Genomic DNA, 17,397 nt, shown 5'->3' with positions numbered 1-17,397 from the left:
GCAACTATTAACATTCTCTACTCACTACTCACTATTCACCACTCACTACTCACTATTTTATATATATCCCAATTTTTTAAAAAAATTCAAAACTATTTTATAAACAGGCCTTTTAAAGGATTTAACATAATTAAAAATTTTATTTACAGGTACAAATTTATAATCTTCAAACTCCGGATGAGCTGTATTTAAATTAATTTTTGCACCTCTTTTAAGTTTTACCAAAAAATATCTTTGTCTTTGTCCGTCATACGGATACATTTTTTTAGCAATAATTTTGGGAAATTCATATGTCTGCCATTCAGGCATTTTTGCAAGAATCTCTACTTCATCGGTTCCTATTTCCTCTTTTAGCTCTCTTAAAAGGGCTTCTTCTTCACTTTCGCCTTCATCAATACCACCCTGTGGAAACTGCCAGGCGTCAACATCGTTTCTTTTGGCTATTAAAACTTCCACTTTTTCGGGATAATTCGGAGATAAAATTACTGCGGCGACATTTGGTCGGTATTTTTTCAATTTACAGCCTTTTTTTGTAAAATTATACTAAAAAAAGGCCCAAATGTTACTATATATTCACATACCTTTTTGTGACAGTAAGTGTAATTACTGCGCATTTAACTCTTATACTAATATAAATCATCTAAAAAAAGAATATTTCAATGCCATAAGAAAACAATATTTAAACGATGTAAAAACAGATACACAATTTAAAACTCTCTTTATCGGAGGCGGAACACCTTCAACGATGAAAGAGTTATTTTATGAAAAGCTGTTTAAACTCATTGAAGTGAATATAAAAAATATAAAAGAAATCACAATAGAAGCAAACCCTAATGTAACCTATGAATGGTTAAAAGAAATCAAAAATTTTGGAATAAACAGGATAAGTTTCGGGGTGCAGAGTTTTAACGAAAAAAAATTGAAATTTTTAAACAGAAACCATTCACCCCTTCAGGCTGTAAAATCTATAGAAAACGCAAAAAAAGCGGGTTTTGAAAATATAAACCTGGATTTAATTTATGCGACTGCCCAAGACAATAAAAAACTGCTTGAAAATGATTTAAACACAGCTTTTAAACTGCCTGTCACACATATCAGCGCATATTCCCTGACGATAGAAAAAGGGACTGAATGGGAAGGGGACTATTCAAAAAGAAAAGAAGATGAAGATCTTGAAATATGGTTTATAAATAAAATAAAAGAAAAATTTTTTCAGTATGAAATTTCAAATTTTGGAAACATATGCCTTCATAATTTAGGTTATTGGATGGGAAAAGAATATATAGGAATCGGAGCCGGGGCGGTGGGATTTAAAAAATGGATAATGGATAATGGAAAATGTAAAATGTTTAGATATTACACTCAAACAAATGTAAAAGAATATTTGAAAAACCCGACAAAATACTCTTACGAAAAATTAAGTGATGAAGATATAAAAAAAGAAAAAATATTCCTGGGACTCCGCTCAATTATTGGTTTTGAAGAAAATATTTTAAATAAAGAAGAAAAAGAAAGAGTGAAAATTTTAATAAATGAAAACAAACTTTATAAAGAAAAAAATAAAATTTATTCAAATGATTTTTTACTGGCTGATGCCTTAACTTCTTTTATCATTTCTTAATTTATCACTCAACATTCATAATTTAACATTAAATACTACCATGGGGCAATAGCATCCCAGATTTTAGCAAACCAGTTTTTTTCTATGTTTCTTTTTATATCACCCTGGGTAAAATATTTAATTTTGGCATCGGCTATATATTTTGAATCAATAGTATTATCCGCTGCAATATCCTGAGGTCTTATTACACCACTTAAGGCGATTACCTGTTTTTGTCCGTCTAAATAAACTTCCCTGGTGCCGTAAATAAAATAATTTCCGTTTTTTAATACTTTAATAATTCTGGCACTGATTGTTGTTTGAAAAAGTTCATTATGCTGCTGAGTTCCGCTTCCGTTAAAAGTTCTTGTAGAATTCATACTGGGCAGCCCCAGTGAAATACCGGTTTTCCCAATATGGGCGGTATGCCCGGCAACACTGACACCCCCGCTGATTCCCGCATCAAAAGTTCCGCCGTTATCTGAATTTGCTTCTGAAAGTTTTTTACTTGCCTGAGATGACTGTTTAACGGTTTCTGTAATTAATACAGTTACAATATCATTTACTTTCATGGCTTTTGTATCAGAAAACAGATTATCCCCGTTTGTAAAAAGCGAGCCTGGATTTTTAGGATAATTAACATTTTTACTCGGCATTTCTTCCACATATTTAGGAGGTTTCATGTTAATAGTAGGATCCATTGGATGCTCGGCACAACCAATAAAAAAAATTAAAAAAGTTAAATTTAAAAAATATTTTACATTCATAAAATTATTGCCTTTTTTAATTAACCAGCAAAATCTATTCCCTTTAATTTCAAAACATCTTTTTTTATATCATTTCCCCTCATAAAATGTTCACCCACCAAAAATGCGTCTACACCGTTTTTATGCAGCTTTTTTACAGTTTCAAAACTGTTTATTCCGCTTTCAGCCACGACAATTACATCTTTTGGCAAAAGCGGCATCAACTTTTCACTTAAATCCATATGCATTTCAAACGTTTTCAAATCCCTGTGGTTAAACCCGATAATATCCGCTCCCACATCAAGAGCTTTTTTTAAATCTTCTTCATCGTGAATTTCAAATAAAACCTCTAAATTAACACTTTTGGCAAAATTATATAATTCTTTAAGTTTTTCAGTATCAAGCGCTTTTGCAATGAGTAAAATAAAATCGGCACCGGCATTGTAAGCCTCTGCTATTTGGTAAATATCGATAATAAAATCTTTTCTAAGAAGCGGTATTTTAGAAAATTTACTTATTTCTCTAAGATATTCTAAACTTCCCTGAAAAAAGAAAGGCTCGGTTAAAATACTCATGGCGTCCGCAACTTCGTTATATATTTTGGCAATTTCAACCGGATTAAAATCTTCTCTTATTATTCCTTTACTGGGACTTGCTTTTTTAACCTCTGCAATAATTCTGTATGGGTTGCCCGAAGTTGATTTAAGGGCTTTTTTTACATTTTTAAAATTTCTTTTTATGTTTAACAGTTCATCAATGCTTTTTTCTTTTTTCAGATTTTTTTGAGTTTTTTGTATGATTTTTTGAAGTATCATAAAAGCACCTTTTTATAAGCTTTTTGTGTTTACTGATTTCTTTATCGTCCATATCTATATTTTTAATAATATCCCATGCGGTTTTGCATTTTTTTAATTTATAATATCCCCAGGCAAGCGAATCTATATAAGCTGTATCGTCAGGCTTTATTTTAATAGCCTTTTTTACATATTCTATACCTTCTTTTGGATTAATATCGTATTCAATTAAAAGATAACCCAAAAAATTATTTATATAATCATTGTCAGGATAAAGTTTTGCTAAAAATTTAAGTTTCGGAATAACTTCCAAAGCAGCCTCTTTATTATTATATGCTTCGTATTCAAAAATACAGTATTTTAATAAAAAAGCCGGGTTATTTGTTTTATTAAATAACTTGTAAGCAATATTCGCAGCACCTTTATATTTATTAAAGCTTTCAAAAAGAATCAGTTTATATTCATCTCCAAGATTATATTTATCAATGAGTTTTAAAGCTTTGTTGAAATCTCCGTTATCTATATAAATTTTTAAGGCAAAAATAACATATTTTTTATCATATTTACCCATTAATGAATATATATAAGCCAAATTTTCAAAATCCTGCGTCTGGCGGTATATTTCGGCCAAACGTTCACAGACATCTGTTTCACAGCCGTATATTTTAAGATGTGTCCTGAGATATGCAAGCGCTTCATTATATTTTTTTATTTTTATTAATAAATCTGCTAACGCCAAAAGAGTATGTTTGTTATGATTAATAGCATATAATGATTTTATATAATCGGCAGCTTTATTATATTTTTTTTCTTTTATTAAAATATATGACATAAGTTCATAAAAGAGAGGCTCTTTCTTGTTAAAATACGTCAACAGCTCTTTTTTTGCCTCACTGCCTTTTTTAAGTTCAAGCAGAGAAAAAATTCTGTATTTAAATATTTCTTTATCCAAATTTTTAATATTTTCGGTTAAATTTAAAACTTTTTTATATTTTTTGGCAAAAAACAAATCTTCTATTTCTTTTTTAAAATAAACATTTTTACCTGTTTTTTTATATAAAAAGTCATATATATCGGCGGCTTGGAGGGGCTTATTGTCATTTTCCAAAACCAGAGCTTTAATTATATAATTGTCTTCTTGGTCAAATGCTTTTTTACCGATTTGGGGTTTTTTAACACTACACCCAGTAAAAATCAATAAAATTACCAACATAAATCTTAAATATTTCATTTTAATTATCCATTTTTCATTTTTCATTAAAAATAACTCCCGGGCATTCGTTTTTTAATTCTTCATAATATCTTTCATCTTTATACCTCTCCCAAAAAGGAAATGTTTTGCATTGATTTGGCCTTACAGGATAAATTTTACATCCGTTTTCAAAAAATATACATGCATATCCCTTTTTGTACGGTTTTTCTTTTATTGAATATTTATATCCAACTTTTATTAAGAATCTGTCGATAAAAATATTTTTGTCAATCCCTAAAAAATCGGCAATAGCTTCTATTTCTTTTGGATTTACCCAAATGTATCCGCTCTCGCCTATGCAGCAGTTTCCTTTGCATTTTTTGCAGGCATCGGGATTAAACTTAAAATCAAATCCGTCTTTACTTATCAATTTTTCACTTCTCACCACTCACTCTTTTCGCTATATTTTTACGCTTTTAGTATTAGCTTTTTTATATATTTCATATGCTTCATTTGAATAATTTTTACCTTCAAACCCGATTAAAGGAGGATGAACATTTATCATTGATTTAGCGTGCCTTTTGGCTCTAATCAAAACCAACGATGCGTTTTTGCCAATCCTCGGATACATAAACCTCAAATCCGTAATTTTAAGGGGTTTGGGGATTTTTGAAATTATATCATCTATTCTTTTTGCATCATAACAGAAAATAAATTCCCCTCTTTCTTTTAATAGAGCGTTTACTTTTTTGAAAAAATCTTTCATAGGTAAAAATTCCTCATATCTTGCAATTTTAATTATTTCATTTTCACTTTTCAGTGTTCCTTTATAAAAAGGAGGGTTTGAAATAATATAATCAAATTTTTTATCAAATTCAAATTTTAAAAAATCATCATTGACAATGTCAGCTTTTAAATTGTTAACTTTTAGATTTTTTACAATTAATTTACTCATTATTTTTTGTTTTTCAATAACGGTTAAATTAATTTCAGGAAAATCCCTTTTAATTAAAAGCCCTAATACTCCGCATCCCCCGCCTACTTCTAAAACATCGCCTTTTATATTAAATTTGGTAATAAAATCATACAAAAACATTGTATCAGAATTATAACAATAACCATTCTTTGGCTGATACAGTATCAATCGGTAAGCCCCAGTTCATCTAAAATAGGTTTAATATCTTCTTCATAATATTTCATTAACAAATTCGGTATCAGATTCATAGCGTCTTTATCGTGTTTCCATTCATCAATTTTTTCCAGAATTACGCTTTTTTTCTTTTCGTCTATATGTTTTGCGTTTTTTACTTTTTCTTTAATTTTATTAATCATTTTAAGCCTTTTTTTTGTAAAATTATACCTAAAAAGGAAATCAATGATTATAATTCCCGCAAGACTCTCTTCTTCAAGACTGCCAAACAAAGTTCTTCTAAGTATAAAAAACAAACCCGTTATAATATGGTGCGCCCAGAGCGCAAAAGAAGTTGATGATGTGGTCATTGCCACCGATTCAAAAGAAGTGATTGATGTTTGTAAAAAATACGGATTTGAAGCGGTGCTTACAGATAAAAACCACAAAAGCGGAAGCGACAGAATAAAAGAAGCAAGCGATATATTAAAACTCCCAGAAAATGAAATTGTTATAAATATGCAGGGAGACGAACCGTTTTTAGAACCGGTTATACTTCAAAAAGTTAAACAAAAACTGATTGATTTAAACAGAAACTTTAAAATGGTAAGCTGTTATAAAATAATAGACGAATTAAGCGCCCAAGACCCCAATTTAGTAAAAGTTGTAGTTGATAAAAATTCAGATGCCCTTTATTTTTCACGCTCAAAAATTCCATACAACAGAGACAACCGGGCACACAAATATAAAGGACATCTCGGGATTTACGGTTTCGATAAAAAAAGCCTTGACATATTTACAAAAATGCAAGGAAAATTAGAACATATTGAAAAACTAGAACAGTTAAGAGTTTTAGAAAACGGGGAAAAAATAGCAATGATTGAAGTTGAATCTAAAAGTTTCGGGATTGATACAAAAGAGGATTTGGAAAAAGCGAGGGAAATGGCATGAAAGTAGCAGTAAGTATAGGGGATTTAAACGGAATCGGGCTTGAAATTGCTCTAAAAAGCCATAATAAAATAAAAAATTGGGTAAAACCTGTATATTGTATAAATAAAACAATGCTAAGTAAAGGTGCAAAACTATTAAATTATGAAATTCCCGATGATTTTGAAACATTGGAAGTTAAAGGGGATTTTGAGATTAATCCGGGGGAAATAGACAAAAACAGCGCCGAATATTCATTTAAGAGTTTTTTAAATGCTATTGAACTTGCAAAAGAAAAAAAAGTAAACGCAATCACAACCCTTCCAATAAACAAAGAAGCCTGGGCAAAAGCCGGAATCAAATACAAAGGACATACGGAAGTTTTAAGGGATATTTTTAAAAAAGAGGCAATTATGATGCTCGGATGCGAAAAGCTGTATGTCGCTTTATTTACAGAACATATTCCCCTAAAAGAAGTGCCTTCAAAAATAAAAAAAGAAAAATTAATACAGTTCTTTATTGATTTTTACAGAAGCACCCATTTTGAAAAAATAGGCGTTTTGGCACTTAATCCTCATGCGGGAGACGGAGGTGTTTTGGGTGATGAGGAAATAAAAGAAATATTTCCGGCTATTATAGAAACAAACGAAATTTTGGAAAAAGAAATTTTTTACGGACCGCTTGTGCCGGATATTGCCTTTAAAGAAAAAAAAGGAAATTTTATTGCAATGTATCACGACCAGGGACTTGCGCCTCTTAAAGCTTTGTATTTTGATGAAAGCATAAATGTAAGTCTTAATCTACCGATATTAAGAACTTCAGTTGACCACGGAACAGCATTTGACATCGCCTATAAAGGAATAGCAGATACAAAAAGTTATGAAAATGCCATTAAATACATTATTAAACATAAAAATTGATTTATATCAATAAAAAAAATTTTTCTTTTGATACAATTAATCAAAAAAGGAGAGGTAATGATTGATTATCAAAAATTAATAAGATTTTCTCATGAAAGTTTTATTAAATTTATTTATGCAAATGTAATGGTAAAAGAAACGAATGCCAAAAAATTATTTGAAGATATAGCAATGTTTAAATACAGACATATGGTATGGGCAATGGCTGATGCAAAAAAATGATGACGTAAAATTTAATATGGATTTTAATACTGAGGAAATAAGAAAAATACAAAAAAAATATGCATCCGATTTATTAGAGGAGCTTGTTAACGATTTAGAGGAAAATCTGAAATTTTATAAGGATTATAACACGCCTACAATTGAAAGACTTAAAAATGACGACAGTTACTTTTTATCTCAAATTAAAAAACTGGATTTGGAATGTATTATTACAGCATTTAATGAAAATAAAGAATTATCCGGTGTTAAACTTGATGAAAACGCAAAAGCGGCACTTGTGTTTTTCTTAATGGAAGAGACATTCAAAGAATATGAATTAATTACAATTTATTCATATTTAAAAGCATTTTCAGATAATGAGGTTGCAAATTCCGCTTTTACGGATTTGGCATATGATTCAATCTATCATTTAAGAAGATTTGCACAGCTTGCAAGTGAAATGGGTGTGCTTACCCTTCCAAGACCGATACCTCACGGAAAATATGAAAATATTGGAATTGTGGAATTTTTAAAAGAAAATATTGAAGAAGAAATGGATGCTGAAAAACAATGCCTGATTTTAGCCGAAAAAATAGGAAATGAAGAATTAAGCGAGTTTTTACTGTTTATTTCGCGTCAGGAGTTATATCATGCAGAGCTTCTTAAAAGAGCTTTGAATTCATTGAAATAAATTCAAAAGCAAAAGCTTTTGAATTTTATGAATTTTCTTTTTCTAAAGCAGCAACTGCGGCTTGGAAACCTAGTTCAAATGCTTTTTTGTTAATCTCAACCGCTTTAGGCGGAACTGTTTGAATCATAGTTTCATATACCATATCTTTGTCTATATCATTCATTTTTGTAGCAATTGCAAGAGCCACAACTGACTGGGTAATAACATTTCCGACTTTTTCTTTTGCGATATCAATAATATCTATAGCAAACATTTTCCATTTCGCTTTGTCATCATCACTCGGATAAACCAGATTCGGTTCATATACAATTATACCGCCTTCTTTAACACCTTCTTTAAACAACTGATAAGATTTATCTGCAACACTGAGCATAAAATCAATTTCACCGTCAACCGCATAAGGATAAAGAATAGGCTCATCATCTAAGATAATATCAACTTTTGTAGGGCCTCCCCTTACCTGGGAAGTATAGGTACCTACCTGAATTCCGTATTTACCGGCCCTGACATAAGCTCTTGCTAAAATTTCACCGGCAAGAAGGACACCTTGTCCTCCAACCCCTGTAAATCTTAATTGTTTTCTCATTATTTACCCCTTACTCTATCGATTAATTTATAATACTCTTCAGTGTATTCAGGTTCCTCCTGTTGATATAAAATTCCTCTTGGTTTTTTACCCTGCTGTTTTAATTCATATTTTTCTTCTTCGCTTAACTTATCCCATTTTGCTTTAGGAACTAAATTGCTTTCAATCCAGTCCATATTCTGTTTTGCTTGAGCCATTTTATTCTTTCTACCGAAATTAACATGACAGTTTGAATGGACATCTATAAAACTGAACCCTTTATGGCCAAAAGCTTTTATAAATATTCTTTCAAGTTTTTGAGCTTCGGCCACACTTTCTCTTGCTACAAAAGTCGCCCCTGCCCCTTTAGCTAATTCACAGGCATCAAAAGTCGGGTCGATATTTCCATACTGGGTAGTTACTGACCATGCTCCTTTTGGAGTTGTAGGAGAAACCTGAGAGTTTGTAAGCCCGTAAATAAAATTATCGACTAAAATAAAATTTAAATCTATATTTCTTCTGCATGCGTGAATAGTGTGGTTACCTCCAATGGCAAGTCCGTCTCCGTCACCCGCTACAACGACAACATGTTTATCAGGATTGGCAAGTTTTACTCCTGTTGCATAAGCAAGTGTTCTTCCATGGGTAGTATGAACCGTGTTTGCGTCAATATAGCTTGAGAATCTTCCGCTGCATCCGATTCCGCTTACAACACAGACATCGTTTTTATCCCATCCGAGTTTTGCCATAGCTCTTATAACAGCTTTCATAATAATACCGTCACCGCATCCCCAACACCAAAGTGTCGGCATTTTTTCCGTTCTTAAATAATAATCATAATTAAACGCCATTGTTTCTCCTTATACCATTTCTTTTATTTTTGCTTTAAATTCAGCAGGGCTAATTGGTCTTCCGTTTGCTTTAAATAAAGTATCAAATGTTTCGGCTTTTCTTCCGCTTGCTCTTTGAATTTCTTTAAAATATTGACCTTTATTCATTTCAGCCACCAATACTTTATCAAATTTTTTACATACTTCATCAATTTTTTCTTCCGGAGACGGCCAAAGTGTAATTGGTCTGAATAATCCCGCTTTAATACCCTCAGCCCTAAGTTGTCTGATTGCTTCTTTTGCCGCCAAGCTCACACTTCCATATGCAATAACTAAAATATCGGCATCATCAAGCATATATTCTTCATAACTTTCTATTTCGTCTTTATGGGCTAAAATTTTATTAAATAATCTGTCAATTAATTCCTGTGAAAGTTTTGCATCTTCTGTAGGGAATCCTGTTGGTCCGTGATGAAGCCCGGTAATATGATATCTGTATCCTTTAAAAAATGGATTTAAAATTGCAGGTTCATCTGCCGGAACATTATACGGTTCATATGTCGCAGGATCACCTTCATATACACGTCTATTGACAATATTTTTTTCAACTTCATCTTTTGGAGGAAGTACTGCTTTTCCTACCATATGCCCAAGTGTTTCATCAAGTAACACAAATACAGGCGTCATAAATCTTTCAGCTAAATTAAATGCCCTGACTGTTTCAGTGTAACACTCATCCAAACTTCCCGGACACAGTGCAATTGACTGATAATCTCCATGAGTTGGTGCCTGAGCCTGTAAAATATCCTGTTGTGCAGGTCTTGTAGGAAGCCCGGTTGAAGGTCCTCCTCTCATTACATTTGTGATAACCAAAGGAACTTCTCCCATAAACGCAAGTCCTATTTGCTCCGCTTTTAGACTTATTCCGGGGCCTGAAGTATTTGTCATAGCCTTGGTTCCGCTCATACTGGCCCCAAGCGCAACTGAAATACCTGCGATTTCATCTTCCATTTGGATAAATACGCCGCCAACTTTTGGTAACAGTCTGCTCATTTCATGGGCAATTTCACTTGAAGGTGTAATCGGATATCCTCCGAAAAACCTGCATCCCGCATCAATGGCTGCAAGTGCCGCAAGCTTATTTCCTGTTGATACTACTTCTCTCATTACGCTTCTCCTTTTAACTTCTTAACTTCATTTAATTTTTTAAATTTATATTCGTCTCTTTCCGCTACAAAAATACAAAAATCAGGACATTCAAGCTCACATTCCCTGCATCCTATACAATATTCTGGATGGGCAACTTTAACCATCTGACCTAAAATATTATGAGGGTCAACGACCATTTCAAGAACCCCGGTAGGACAAAAATCTACGCAAAGTTCACAGCTTTTGCATTTATTTTCATCTACCCACACAGGTGTGTTTTCTGGAGCTTTTAATTTAAAATTTACATTTAACGCCATTTATTCTCCTTTTATTCTTTGTGTAAATATAATAGCATATAAAAAATGATTTAACTTAATCTGTTTTTCAAAGTTAAAAAAATAATATTATATTGTTACTTTTCGAAACTATAAAAAAATTAAAAATTAATATAAATTTAATAACAAATAGAAAATATTGGTAGTATAATTTCACTGAAACTTTCCCAAATTATCTTAAAGGCGAAATAGATGTTCGAATTTAATTCTTTTTCTGTATTGTTTTTATTTTTAATTTTTTTAGGTGCGTTGCCCAATCTGTTTTACATGGCTGGATATTTAAGCCATATTGAAAGAAAATTCCATTTTTTATTGCATTATTTTACATTTATTATTTCAATGATTGGCGTAGTATTAAGTAATAATATAGTTGTATTTTTATTTTTCTGGGAACTTATGAGTCTGAGTTCATGGCAGCTGATTTTAACCGAACCGGAGGGAAAAAACTTAAAAGCCGCCAGATTTTACTTTTTTATGACACATTTCGGTTTTGTGTTTATATTACTGTTTTTCCTGCTTGTTTCGCCGCAAAATTTATTTATGCCTTTTAGCTTTTTAAAATTAAATATGGCCAATTTCAAATATCCGACTCTTCTATTTATTTTAATGTCTCTGGGCTTTTTAAGCAAAGCCGGAGCAGTGCCTCTTCATGTATGGCTTCCGTATGCCCATCCGGCAGCCCCTTCTCCCGTTTCAGCCTTAATGAGCGGAGTTATGCTAAAAGTTGCAATTTTTGCATTTTTAAAATTTTTATTTATGATTCCTTCATGGCCTATAGAATGGGGAATTATTATATTGATAATAGGGACATTGAGCGCGCTCATAGGGGTATTGTATGCTCTTAGCGAACATGATATAAAAGCTCTTCTTGCAAACCATTCGGTAGAAAATATTGGAATAATATTAATAGGTATAGGCGTAGGTATGATATTTAATACTTTAAATATGCCCATTTTAAGTGCTTTTGCTTTTATTGCTGCGATTTATCATACATTTAACCATATGAGTTTTAAATCACTTCTTTTTATGAGTGCGGGAAGCGTATTATATGAAACTCACACCAAAAATCTTGAACAATACGGCGGACTTATTAAAAATATGCCGATAACCGCTTTTAGTTTTTTACTCGCCGCCGTTTCCATATCAGCTCTTCCCCCTACAAACGGATTTTTGAGTGAATGGATGACATTTCAAAGCATGTTAAGTTCAAGCGGAATAAGCAACATTGCTTTAAAACTTGCCTTTCCATTTTCTATTTTTGCCCTTGCCCTTACCGGAGGTCTTGCAATTGCATGTTTTGTAAAAGCATTCGGTATTGCATTTTTAGGACTCTACAGAAGCGAAAACGCAAAAAACGCAAAAGAGGTAAATATTTTAATGCAAATAGGACAGATTTTAATGGGTATAGTTGTAATTTCTTTAATGCTTTTCGCCCCTTTTGTTATTAAATTTATAAATATTTCAACACCTGTTTTAAATATTTATAATAAAATCTTTCCGGATATCTGGATAATGCACAGTGTAAATTCCAATGGTGGAAGCGTATCTCCTCTGATACTGTTTTTTGCCTTAATAATCGTAACTGCAGTTATTTATTTAATATATAAATCGTTAAATATAAAAACAAGAACATATCACACCTGGGGATGCGGATACGAAGTTAATAAAACCAACCAGTATTCATCAGTAGGATTTGCCGGACCAATCAGAAAATTTTTCACATGGCTGTATAGACCAAAAGAGCATAGGGTAAAAGAAACTATTTTAGGACATAAAACTAAATTTACATATTCTTTTTATGAAGTGCATGTAAAACCTCTTTTTGAAAAAAGTTTATATGACGGAAATGTAAAATTAGCCAATATTATCAGTTACTATGTATATAAAATTTCGCATTTCGAAAAAACAAAATATGTCGCTTTAATTTTTAATCTTTTGATTTTAGTTCTTTTTTCTTACAGGGTTTTTTATCATCAGGTTTCCTGGGGCGAAATATTGCTTGAAATAACTGTTATAGCTATTTTTATCAAAATATTACTTTTAGGAGACAGAAAATGATTGATTATTTTTTGAGTATAATTTTTATAGCTTTAGTTTCCCCTTTTTTAACTGGTATGATTAAATCAATAAAAATGTTTCTTTTGTTTAAAAAGCCCCTTTCACCTTTTCAATCTTATATTGATATAACCAAACTTTTTAAAAAAGAGGTAATATATTCAAAAGAAACAAGTCTTATTTCAAAAATGGCGCCTTTTTTAATAATTTCCCCTTTGATTATTGTTTTGTTTTTACTGCCCCCTATTTATAACAAAAGTTTTTATATTTCATTTATGGACGCATTTACAATCACAGGGCTTATGAGTTTATCTACATTCTTTCTTATGCTTTTAGGACTTGACAGTGCAAGCAGTTTTGGAGGAATAGGCTCAAGCAGGGAAGCTTTTATTTCCGCCATGGTCGAACCTGCAATGATTCTTACCATTTTTGCTGTTTCTTTAATGGGGGGAAATATTTCAATTTCAAAAGCGGCTGTATCTCTTTCAAATCATTTTCCTATTATTTACAGTGCCAGCTTTATACTTTCCGCAATAAGTTTTTTTATTTTGTTGATAGCTGAAAACGGCAGAATTCCGGTTGACAATCCCGAAACCCATCTTGAGCTTACAATGGTTCACGAAGCCATGATACTTGATGCAAGCGGGGCTAATTTGGCTTTAATAGAACTCGCGGGAAGTTTGAAATTTGGAATTTTTGCCTCGCTTTTTGCAACACTTTTTATGCCTTTTGGAAGCAATTTATGCTGGTGTTTGGCTCTCGGTATTTTTATTATAAAACTTTTGTTAATTGCCGTAATGGTAGCTTTGGTTGAAGTCAACACAACAAAACTCAGGCTTTTTAAAGTACCTAATTTACTTGCAGTTGCGATAATTTTCGGATTTTTGTCTTTAACAACTTATTATATTTTAGGAGCATAAAATGACAAACGTTTTAATAGGCTTTTTTATAGCTGTTTTAATTATAGAGGCTATTACTACAAGGCTTTATACACTGTTTTTATGGTATGGTTTAAATTCTTTATTCCTGGGACTTATTGCATTAAATATAGGTTTGGAAATAAACGATAAAGCCCTTTTGATTACAGGAACTCTTACTATTTTAATTAAATCGCTTTTCATTCCTATAATAATGAAATATCTTACCCAAAAATTTTCCATTCCCAGAAAAATTTATCCAAAAATCCCTATTTATTATCAAATAATTATTATTCCGCTTCTTTTGGTTTTCACATATTATTTAATTACACCTGTTATAAATAATTTTGAAATACATAAAAATTGTATAGCAATATCAATAGCATCTCTTTTTATTGCAACACTTTTAATTATAGAACATAAAAATATCGCAGCAAAAATAATAGGATTTTTAAATGTTGAAAACGCCCTGTTTCTTTTAGGGGTTTCAGCCACCGAAGGAATGCCAATGCTTGTTGAACTTGGTATTTTTGTTGATTTATTAATGTTTATTATTATTATAAATTTACTTTTGAAATATCAAGGAGAATAAATGGAATTTATATTTTTACCGCCGATAGCAATTTTTATTTTAAGTTTTTTCAAAATAAACAGAATTGCTATGAGTCTGATAGCTTTAAGTATTATTTTCCCGGCTATTTACATTTTCAATAATCATTTTACAAACACCCTGTTTTTTGTGGATAATTTAAACGCTTTTGTAATTTTAGTTTCATCAATTGTTTCCATAGGAATAAGCATCGGAGCTATCTCACTGAAAGATAGAATAAACCTCAGTGAAGATGAATATAAAAAATTTTACAGATTTTACGGAATATTCTGGCTCGGGGTAATTATTTCAATTTTAGCAAACAATATGGGACTTTTTTGGATAGGACTTGAGTTTGCCACTCTTTCAACTGTTTATATGATAAAAATCATACCTTCAAAAGAGGCACATAATGAGGCCTGGAAATATTTAATTGTAGGTGCAATCGCTATTGCTTTAATATTATTCGGAATTATTTTGATATATGCATCCGGAAAAGCAAATTTAGGCGAAAACGCTATGAACTTTTATATTCTTGAGGCACACACCAAAAGCCTTAAACCGTTTCTTTTTGAATTAGGTTTTGCAATTGTGGCAACCGGAATGTTTATTAAAATGGGATTTTTTCCTATGAATTTATGGCTTGCGGATATTGAAAGACACTCTATTTACCCGGTAGGGGCGCTTTTTAGCGGAATACTTGAAAGTGCCATTATTTTAGGATTTTTCAGATTTTCTAAAATTGCAATGGAGGTTAATTATTCTCATTTAATCGCTTTTACATACATTTATGCCCTTTTTACTCTTTTTATAGTAAGTTTTTTAATTTACAGAAGCAAAGATTATATAAGACTGTTTTCCCTTTCCGGTATAGAACATATGACTCTAATATCAATATTTTGGGTCAGCGGTGGATATTTTGCGGCTTTACTTCATTTTGCAGCCCATGCATTTTTTAAACCGGCTCTGTTTTTAAGCGGCGCTGTAATAGAACAAAATGGAAAATTCAGATTTAAAGGCAGCTTGAATATTCCTGTTATGGGTAAAATATTAATTTCCGCATTACTGCTTGGAATTATTTCCCTGCCTCCCAGTCCAATGTTTTTCAGCGAAATTTTCGGATTTAAATCAATGATTGATTTAGCAAAAAATTCCGAGTATTTCGGATTGATGATATTTACCATTTTCCTAATTTTAGTATTTTTAAGTGTTATTTTTTACAAATTTGTTAATATATTTCAAGAAGGAGTATACAGCTATGGTAAAAAAGGGGATGTTAAAAAAAGCGAATATTTAATGCTTATATGGTTTATAATCGCTTTATCTGTTTTAATTTTACCAAACACATTTAATTACCTTGAAGGAATTGTAAAATGAGACTGATAGCAAGATTTGCCAGGGAAAATACAGAAAAATTTGAAATTATTGATATTTTTGAGGGGGAAATAAAAAAAACACAGATTGATAAAAAGAACCCGTCTATAAAAACCATTACAGACATATATCCAGCAGCAATATGGATGGAAAGAAAAATAAGAGATGAATTTGGAATAAATTTTGAAGACAGTTTTGATGAAAGATATTTAGTTAAGCATGAAAGATTTCCAAAAAATATATATCCTATGAGAAAAGATTTTACACAAAAAAATATAGAATTCAGTGAATTTAAACCGTATCAATATGAAGAGGTAAAAGGTGAAGGCGTATTTTATGTACCTGTCGGTCCTATTCACGCAGGAATTATAGAACCGGGACATTTTCAGTTTTCACAGGCAGGTGAGGATATGCTGCACATTGAAGTAAGACATTTTTATAAATACAGGGCAATTGAAAAAATGTGTGAAAACAAAACACCTCTTGAAATAAAAAAAATAGTTGAAAGAATAAGCGGTAATGAATCAATAGCTTATCAAATCTGTTTTTTTGATATTTTACACCAGGCGTCTGAAATTGAACAAAGCGAAATTTATAAAAGAAAAACGGCTATTTTATTAGAAATGGAAAGAATAATCAATCATTTAAACGATTTGGGTTTCATTCCAAACGATGCGGGTTTTTCTCCGGCTTTGGCGTTTATGAGCCAATTAACAGAAGATGCAAGAAGAGTTTTGGCAAAAGTTACAAATCACAGATTCGGATTTGGTGCAATAAATGAAGAAATGGATTATGATTTTAAACCTGTATTTGAATTTTTAGATTATTTAGAAGAAAAAATGAACTTCTTTGAAAACTGGATAATTGACATTCCTTCCCTTTGGGACAGATTTGACACCACAGGGACCTTAACTAAAGAAAAAGCCGTAAAATACGATGTTGTAGGTGTTGGGGCAAGAAGCAGCGGAATTAAACTAGACAGAAGAGATAATGAATGGTATAAAACACATGGATTTGAAATTCAGCTTGGCAAAAAAGGTGAAGTCAGTGACAGATTTTTACTTAGAATTAAAGAAATTAAAAATTCAATTGAAATAATAAGAAACTGTAAAATAAACAATGAAAATAAAAAAATAGAATTTAAATCTTTTAAAGACGGTGAATATTACTCATTTACAGAAAGCAGCATAGGCGAGCTTTTTATGTATATGTATATAAAAGACGGTTTAATAGACAGATTTTATGTAAGAGACCCTTCTCATATAAACTGGCAGGCTTTTCATACTTGTATTTATAAAGATATTATTGCAGATTTTCCACTTATTAATAAAAGTTTTGATTTAAGTTATGCGGGAAATGACCTTTAATTAAATGAATAATGTA

General features: G+C 31.4%; 21 protein-coding genes. 10 read left to right on the top strand and 11 right to left on the bottom strand.

Features of this window, described 5'->3' with window-relative positions; translation table 11 throughout:
• Positions 1-57: 57 nt before the first annotated feature.
• Positions 58-516, bottom strand: a complete 459-nt coding sequence (locus tag DZ68_RS0107170; RefSeq protein WP_024787943.1) for an RNA pyrophosphohydrolase — start codon at positions 514-516, stop codon at positions 58-60.
• Between the two features lie 43 nt (positions 517-559).
• Here DZ68_RS0107170 and hemW point away from each other — a divergent pair, with 43 nt between their 5' ends.
• Positions 560-1,621: a radical SAM family heme chaperone HemW gene (gene hemW, locus DZ68_RS0107165; RefSeq protein ID WP_024790939.1), complete on the top strand. Its 1,062-nt coding sequence runs from the start codon at positions 560-562 to the stop codon at positions 1,619-1,621.
• 35 nt (positions 1,622-1,656) lie between these two features.
• Here hemW and DZ68_RS0107160 read toward each other — a convergent pair whose 3' ends face one another.
• Genes DZ68_RS0107160 through DZ68_RS0107135 form a run of 6 tightly spaced genes read right to left on the bottom strand, consistent with a single transcriptional unit; the run spans position 1,657 to position 5,664 of the window.
• On the bottom strand, positions 1,657-2,367 hold the full coding sequence (locus tag DZ68_RS0107160) for a flagellar basal body L-ring protein FlgH (RefSeq protein WP_024787941.1): 711 nt from the start codon (positions 2,365-2,367) through the stop codon (positions 1,657-1,659).
• A 20-nt stretch (positions 2,368-2,387) separates the two neighbouring features.
• Positions 2,388-3,161, bottom strand: a complete 774-nt coding sequence (gene trpC, locus DZ68_RS0107155) for an indole-3-glycerol phosphate synthase TrpC (protein WP_024787940.1) — start codon at positions 3,159-3,161, stop codon at positions 2,388-2,390.
• Complete coding sequence (locus tag DZ68_RS0107150) at positions 3,100-4,398, bottom strand: lipopolysaccharide assembly protein LapB (RefSeq protein ID WP_024790938.1); 1,299 nt, start codon at positions 4,396-4,398, stop codon at positions 3,100-3,102. The genes trpC and DZ68_RS0107150 overlap by 62 nt, the downstream gene beginning before the upstream one ends.
• Complete coding sequence (locus DZ68_RS0107145) at positions 4,388-4,777, bottom strand: YkgJ family cysteine cluster protein (protein ID WP_024787938.1); 390 nt, start codon at positions 4,775-4,777, stop codon at positions 4,388-4,390. Before DZ68_RS0107145 ends, DZ68_RS0107150 begins: the two co-directional genes overlap by 11 nt.
• Positions 4,778-4,792: 15 nt before the next feature.
• Positions 4,793-5,476, bottom strand: coding sequence for a tRNA1(Val) (adenine(37)-N6)-methyltransferase (locus tag DZ68_RS0107140; protein ID WP_024787937.1), 684 nt, complete (start codon positions 5,474-5,476; stop codon positions 4,793-4,795).
• Positions 5,473-5,664 carry a hypothetical protein gene (locus DZ68_RS0107135; RefSeq protein ID WP_024787936.1) on the bottom strand — a complete coding sequence of 64 codons (192 nt, stop codon included), beginning with the start codon at positions 5,662-5,664 and terminating at the stop codon, positions 5,473-5,475. Before DZ68_RS0107135 ends, DZ68_RS0107140 begins: the two co-directional genes overlap by 4 nt.
• 43 nt (positions 5,665-5,707) lie before the next feature.
• Between DZ68_RS0107135 and kdsB the strand changes: the two genes are divergently transcribed.
• The 4 genes from kdsB to DZ68_RS0107115 are packed head-to-tail and all read left to right on the top strand — an operon-like array spanning position 5,708 to position 8,200.
• Positions 5,708-6,412 carry a 3-deoxy-manno-octulosonate cytidylyltransferase gene (kdsB, locus tag DZ68_RS0107130; protein ID WP_024787935.1) on the top strand — a complete coding sequence of 235 codons (705 nt, stop codon included), beginning with the start codon at positions 5,708-5,710 and terminating at the stop codon, positions 6,410-6,412.
• A complete protein-coding gene (gene pdxA, locus DZ68_RS0107125; RefSeq protein ID WP_024787934.1) occupies positions 6,409-7,308 on the top strand; it encodes a 4-hydroxythreonine-4-phosphate dehydrogenase in 900 nt (299 codons plus the stop codon). Before kdsB ends, pdxA begins: the two co-directional genes overlap by 4 nt.
• Positions 7,309-7,365: 57 nt before the next feature.
• Positions 7,366-7,530, top strand: coding sequence for a hypothetical protein (locus DZ68_RS11120; RefSeq protein ID WP_236619709.1), 165 nt, complete (start codon positions 7,366-7,368; stop codon positions 7,528-7,530).
• On the top strand, positions 7,517-8,200 hold the full coding sequence (locus DZ68_RS0107115) for a ferritin-like domain-containing protein (protein ID WP_024790937.1): 684 nt from the start codon (positions 7,517-7,519) through the stop codon (positions 8,198-8,200). Before DZ68_RS11120 ends, DZ68_RS0107115 begins: the two co-directional genes overlap by 14 nt.
• Positions 8,201-8,225: 25 nt before the next feature.
• On the opposite strand, the gene DZ68_RS0107110 is transcribed toward DZ68_RS0107115, so the two are convergent.
• The 4 genes from DZ68_RS0107110 to DZ68_RS0107095 are packed head-to-tail and all read right to left on the bottom strand — an operon-like array spanning position 8,226 to position 11,061.
• Entirely contained in the window at positions 8,226-8,786 is a 561-nt protein-coding gene (locus DZ68_RS0107110) for a 2-oxoacid:acceptor oxidoreductase family protein (protein ID WP_024787932.1), read from the bottom strand.
• Positions 8,786-9,616, bottom strand: coding sequence for a 2-oxoglutarate ferredoxin oxidoreductase subunit beta (locus tag DZ68_RS0107105; protein ID WP_024787931.1), 831 nt, complete (start codon positions 9,614-9,616; stop codon positions 8,786-8,788). The genes DZ68_RS0107110 and DZ68_RS0107105 overlap by 1 nt, the downstream gene beginning before the upstream one ends.
• Before the next feature lie 9 nt (positions 9,617-9,625).
• Complete coding sequence (locus tag DZ68_RS0107100) at positions 9,626-10,762, bottom strand: 2-oxoglutarate synthase subunit alpha (protein ID WP_024787930.1); 1,137 nt, start codon at positions 10,760-10,762, stop codon at positions 9,626-9,628.
• Entirely contained in the window at positions 10,762-11,061 is a 300-nt protein-coding gene (locus DZ68_RS0107095) for a 4Fe-4S binding protein (RefSeq protein WP_024787929.1), read from the bottom strand. Before DZ68_RS0107095 ends, DZ68_RS0107100 begins: the two co-directional genes overlap by 1 nt.
• A 210-nt stretch (positions 11,062-11,271) precedes the next feature.
• On the opposite strand from DZ68_RS0107095, the gene DZ68_RS0107090 reads away from it, so the two are divergent.
• Genes DZ68_RS0107090 through DZ68_RS0107070 form a run of 5 tightly spaced genes read left to right on the top strand, consistent with a single transcriptional unit; the run spans position 11,272 to position 17,381 of the window.
• Positions 11,272-13,137 (top strand): proton-conducting transporter membrane subunit, encoded by a 1,866-nt coding sequence (locus DZ68_RS0107090; RefSeq protein WP_024790936.1) that lies wholly within the window; start codon positions 11,272-11,274, stop codon positions 13,135-13,137.
• Positions 13,134-14,054, top strand: a complete 921-nt coding sequence (locus tag DZ68_RS0107085) for a respiratory chain complex I subunit 1 family protein (RefSeq protein ID WP_024790935.1) — start codon at positions 13,134-13,136, stop codon at positions 14,052-14,054. Before DZ68_RS0107090 ends, DZ68_RS0107085 begins: the two co-directional genes overlap by 4 nt.
• A 1-nt stretch (position 14,055) precedes the next feature.
• Positions 14,056-14,643: a hydrogenase gene (locus DZ68_RS0107080; protein WP_024787926.1), complete on the top strand. Its 588-nt coding sequence runs from the start codon at positions 14,056-14,058 to the stop codon at positions 14,641-14,643.
• Complete coding sequence (locus DZ68_RS0107075; protein WP_024787925.1) at positions 14,644-16,017, top strand: proton-conducting transporter membrane subunit; 1,374 nt, start codon at positions 14,644-14,646, stop codon at positions 16,015-16,017. It begins immediately after the preceding gene.
• Positions 16,014-17,381 carry an NADH-quinone oxidoreductase subunit C gene (locus DZ68_RS0107070; protein WP_024787924.1) on the top strand — a complete coding sequence of 456 codons (1,368 nt, stop codon included), beginning with the start codon at positions 16,014-16,016 and terminating at the stop codon, positions 17,379-17,381. Before DZ68_RS0107075 ends, DZ68_RS0107070 begins: the two co-directional genes overlap by 4 nt.
• The last annotated feature ends 16 nt before the right edge of the window (positions 17,382-17,397 follow it).

It is taken from the genome of Lebetimonas sp. JS085 (assembly GCF_000523295.1).
Lineage (GTDB): Bacteria > Campylobacterota > Campylobacteria > Campylobacterales > Nautiliaceae > Lebetimonas.
This window is presented reverse-complemented; position numbering and strand designations above follow the sequence as displayed.

Coding starts and splice junctions, on each gene's coding strand:
- DZ68_RS0107070 (WP_024787924.1), top strand. CDS start 16,014: ATGAGACTGATAGCAAGATTTGCCAGGGAAAATACAGAAAAATTTGAA.
- hemW (WP_024790939.1), top strand. CDS start 560: ATGTTACTATATATTCACATACCTTTTTGTGACAGTAAGTGTAATTAC.
- DZ68_RS0107080 (WP_024787926.1), top strand. CDS start 14,056: ATGACAAACGTTTTAATAGGCTTTTTTATAGCTGTTTTAATTATAGAG.
- DZ68_RS0107075 (WP_024787925.1), top strand. CDS start 14,644: ATGGAATTTATATTTTTACCGCCGATAGCAATTTTTATTTTAAGTTTT.
- DZ68_RS0107095 (WP_024787929.1), bottom strand. CDS start 11,061: ATGGCGTTAAATGTAAATTTTAAATTAAAAGCTCCAGAAAACACACCT.
- pdxA (WP_024787934.1), top strand. CDS start 6,409: ATGAAAGTAGCAGTAAGTATAGGGGATTTAAACGGAATCGGGCTTGAA.
- DZ68_RS0107135 (WP_024787936.1), bottom strand. CDS start 5,664: ATGATTAATAAAATTAAAGAAAAAGTAAAAAACGCAAAACATATAGAC.
- DZ68_RS0107105 (WP_024787931.1), bottom strand. CDS start 9,616: ATGGCGTTTAATTATGATTATTATTTAAGAACGGAAAAAATGCCGACA.
- DZ68_RS0107160 (WP_024787941.1), bottom strand. CDS start 2,367: ATGAATGTAAAATATTTTTTAAATTTAACTTTTTTAATTTTTTTTATT.
- DZ68_RS0107150 (WP_024790938.1), bottom strand. CDS start 4,398: ATGAAAAATGAAAAATGGATAATTAAAATGAAATATTTAAGATTTATG.
- DZ68_RS0107090 (WP_024790936.1), top strand. CDS start 11,272: ATGTTCGAATTTAATTCTTTTTCTGTATTGTTTTTATTTTTAATTTTT.
- DZ68_RS0107100 (WP_024787930.1), bottom strand. CDS start 10,762: ATGAGAGAAGTAGTATCAACAGGAAATAAGCTTGCGGCACTTGCAGCC.
- DZ68_RS0107115 (WP_024790937.1), top strand. CDS start 7,517: ATGCAAAAAAATGATGACGTAAAATTTAATATGGATTTTAATACTGAG.
- trpC (WP_024787940.1), bottom strand. CDS start 3,161: ATGATACTTCAAAAAATCATACAAAAAACTCAAAAAAATCTGAAAAAA.
- DZ68_RS0107110 (WP_024787932.1), bottom strand. CDS start 8,786: ATGAGAAAACAATTAAGATTTACAGGGGTTGGAGGACAAGGTGTCCTT.
- kdsB (WP_024787935.1), top strand. CDS start 5,708: ATGATTATAATTCCCGCAAGACTCTCTTCTTCAAGACTGCCAAACAAA.
- DZ68_RS0107085 (WP_024790935.1), top strand. CDS start 13,134: ATGATTGATTATTTTTTGAGTATAATTTTTATAGCTTTAGTTTCCCCT.
- DZ68_RS11120 (WP_236619709.1), top strand. CDS start 7,366: ATGATTGATTATCAAAAATTAATAAGATTTTCTCATGAAAGTTTTATT.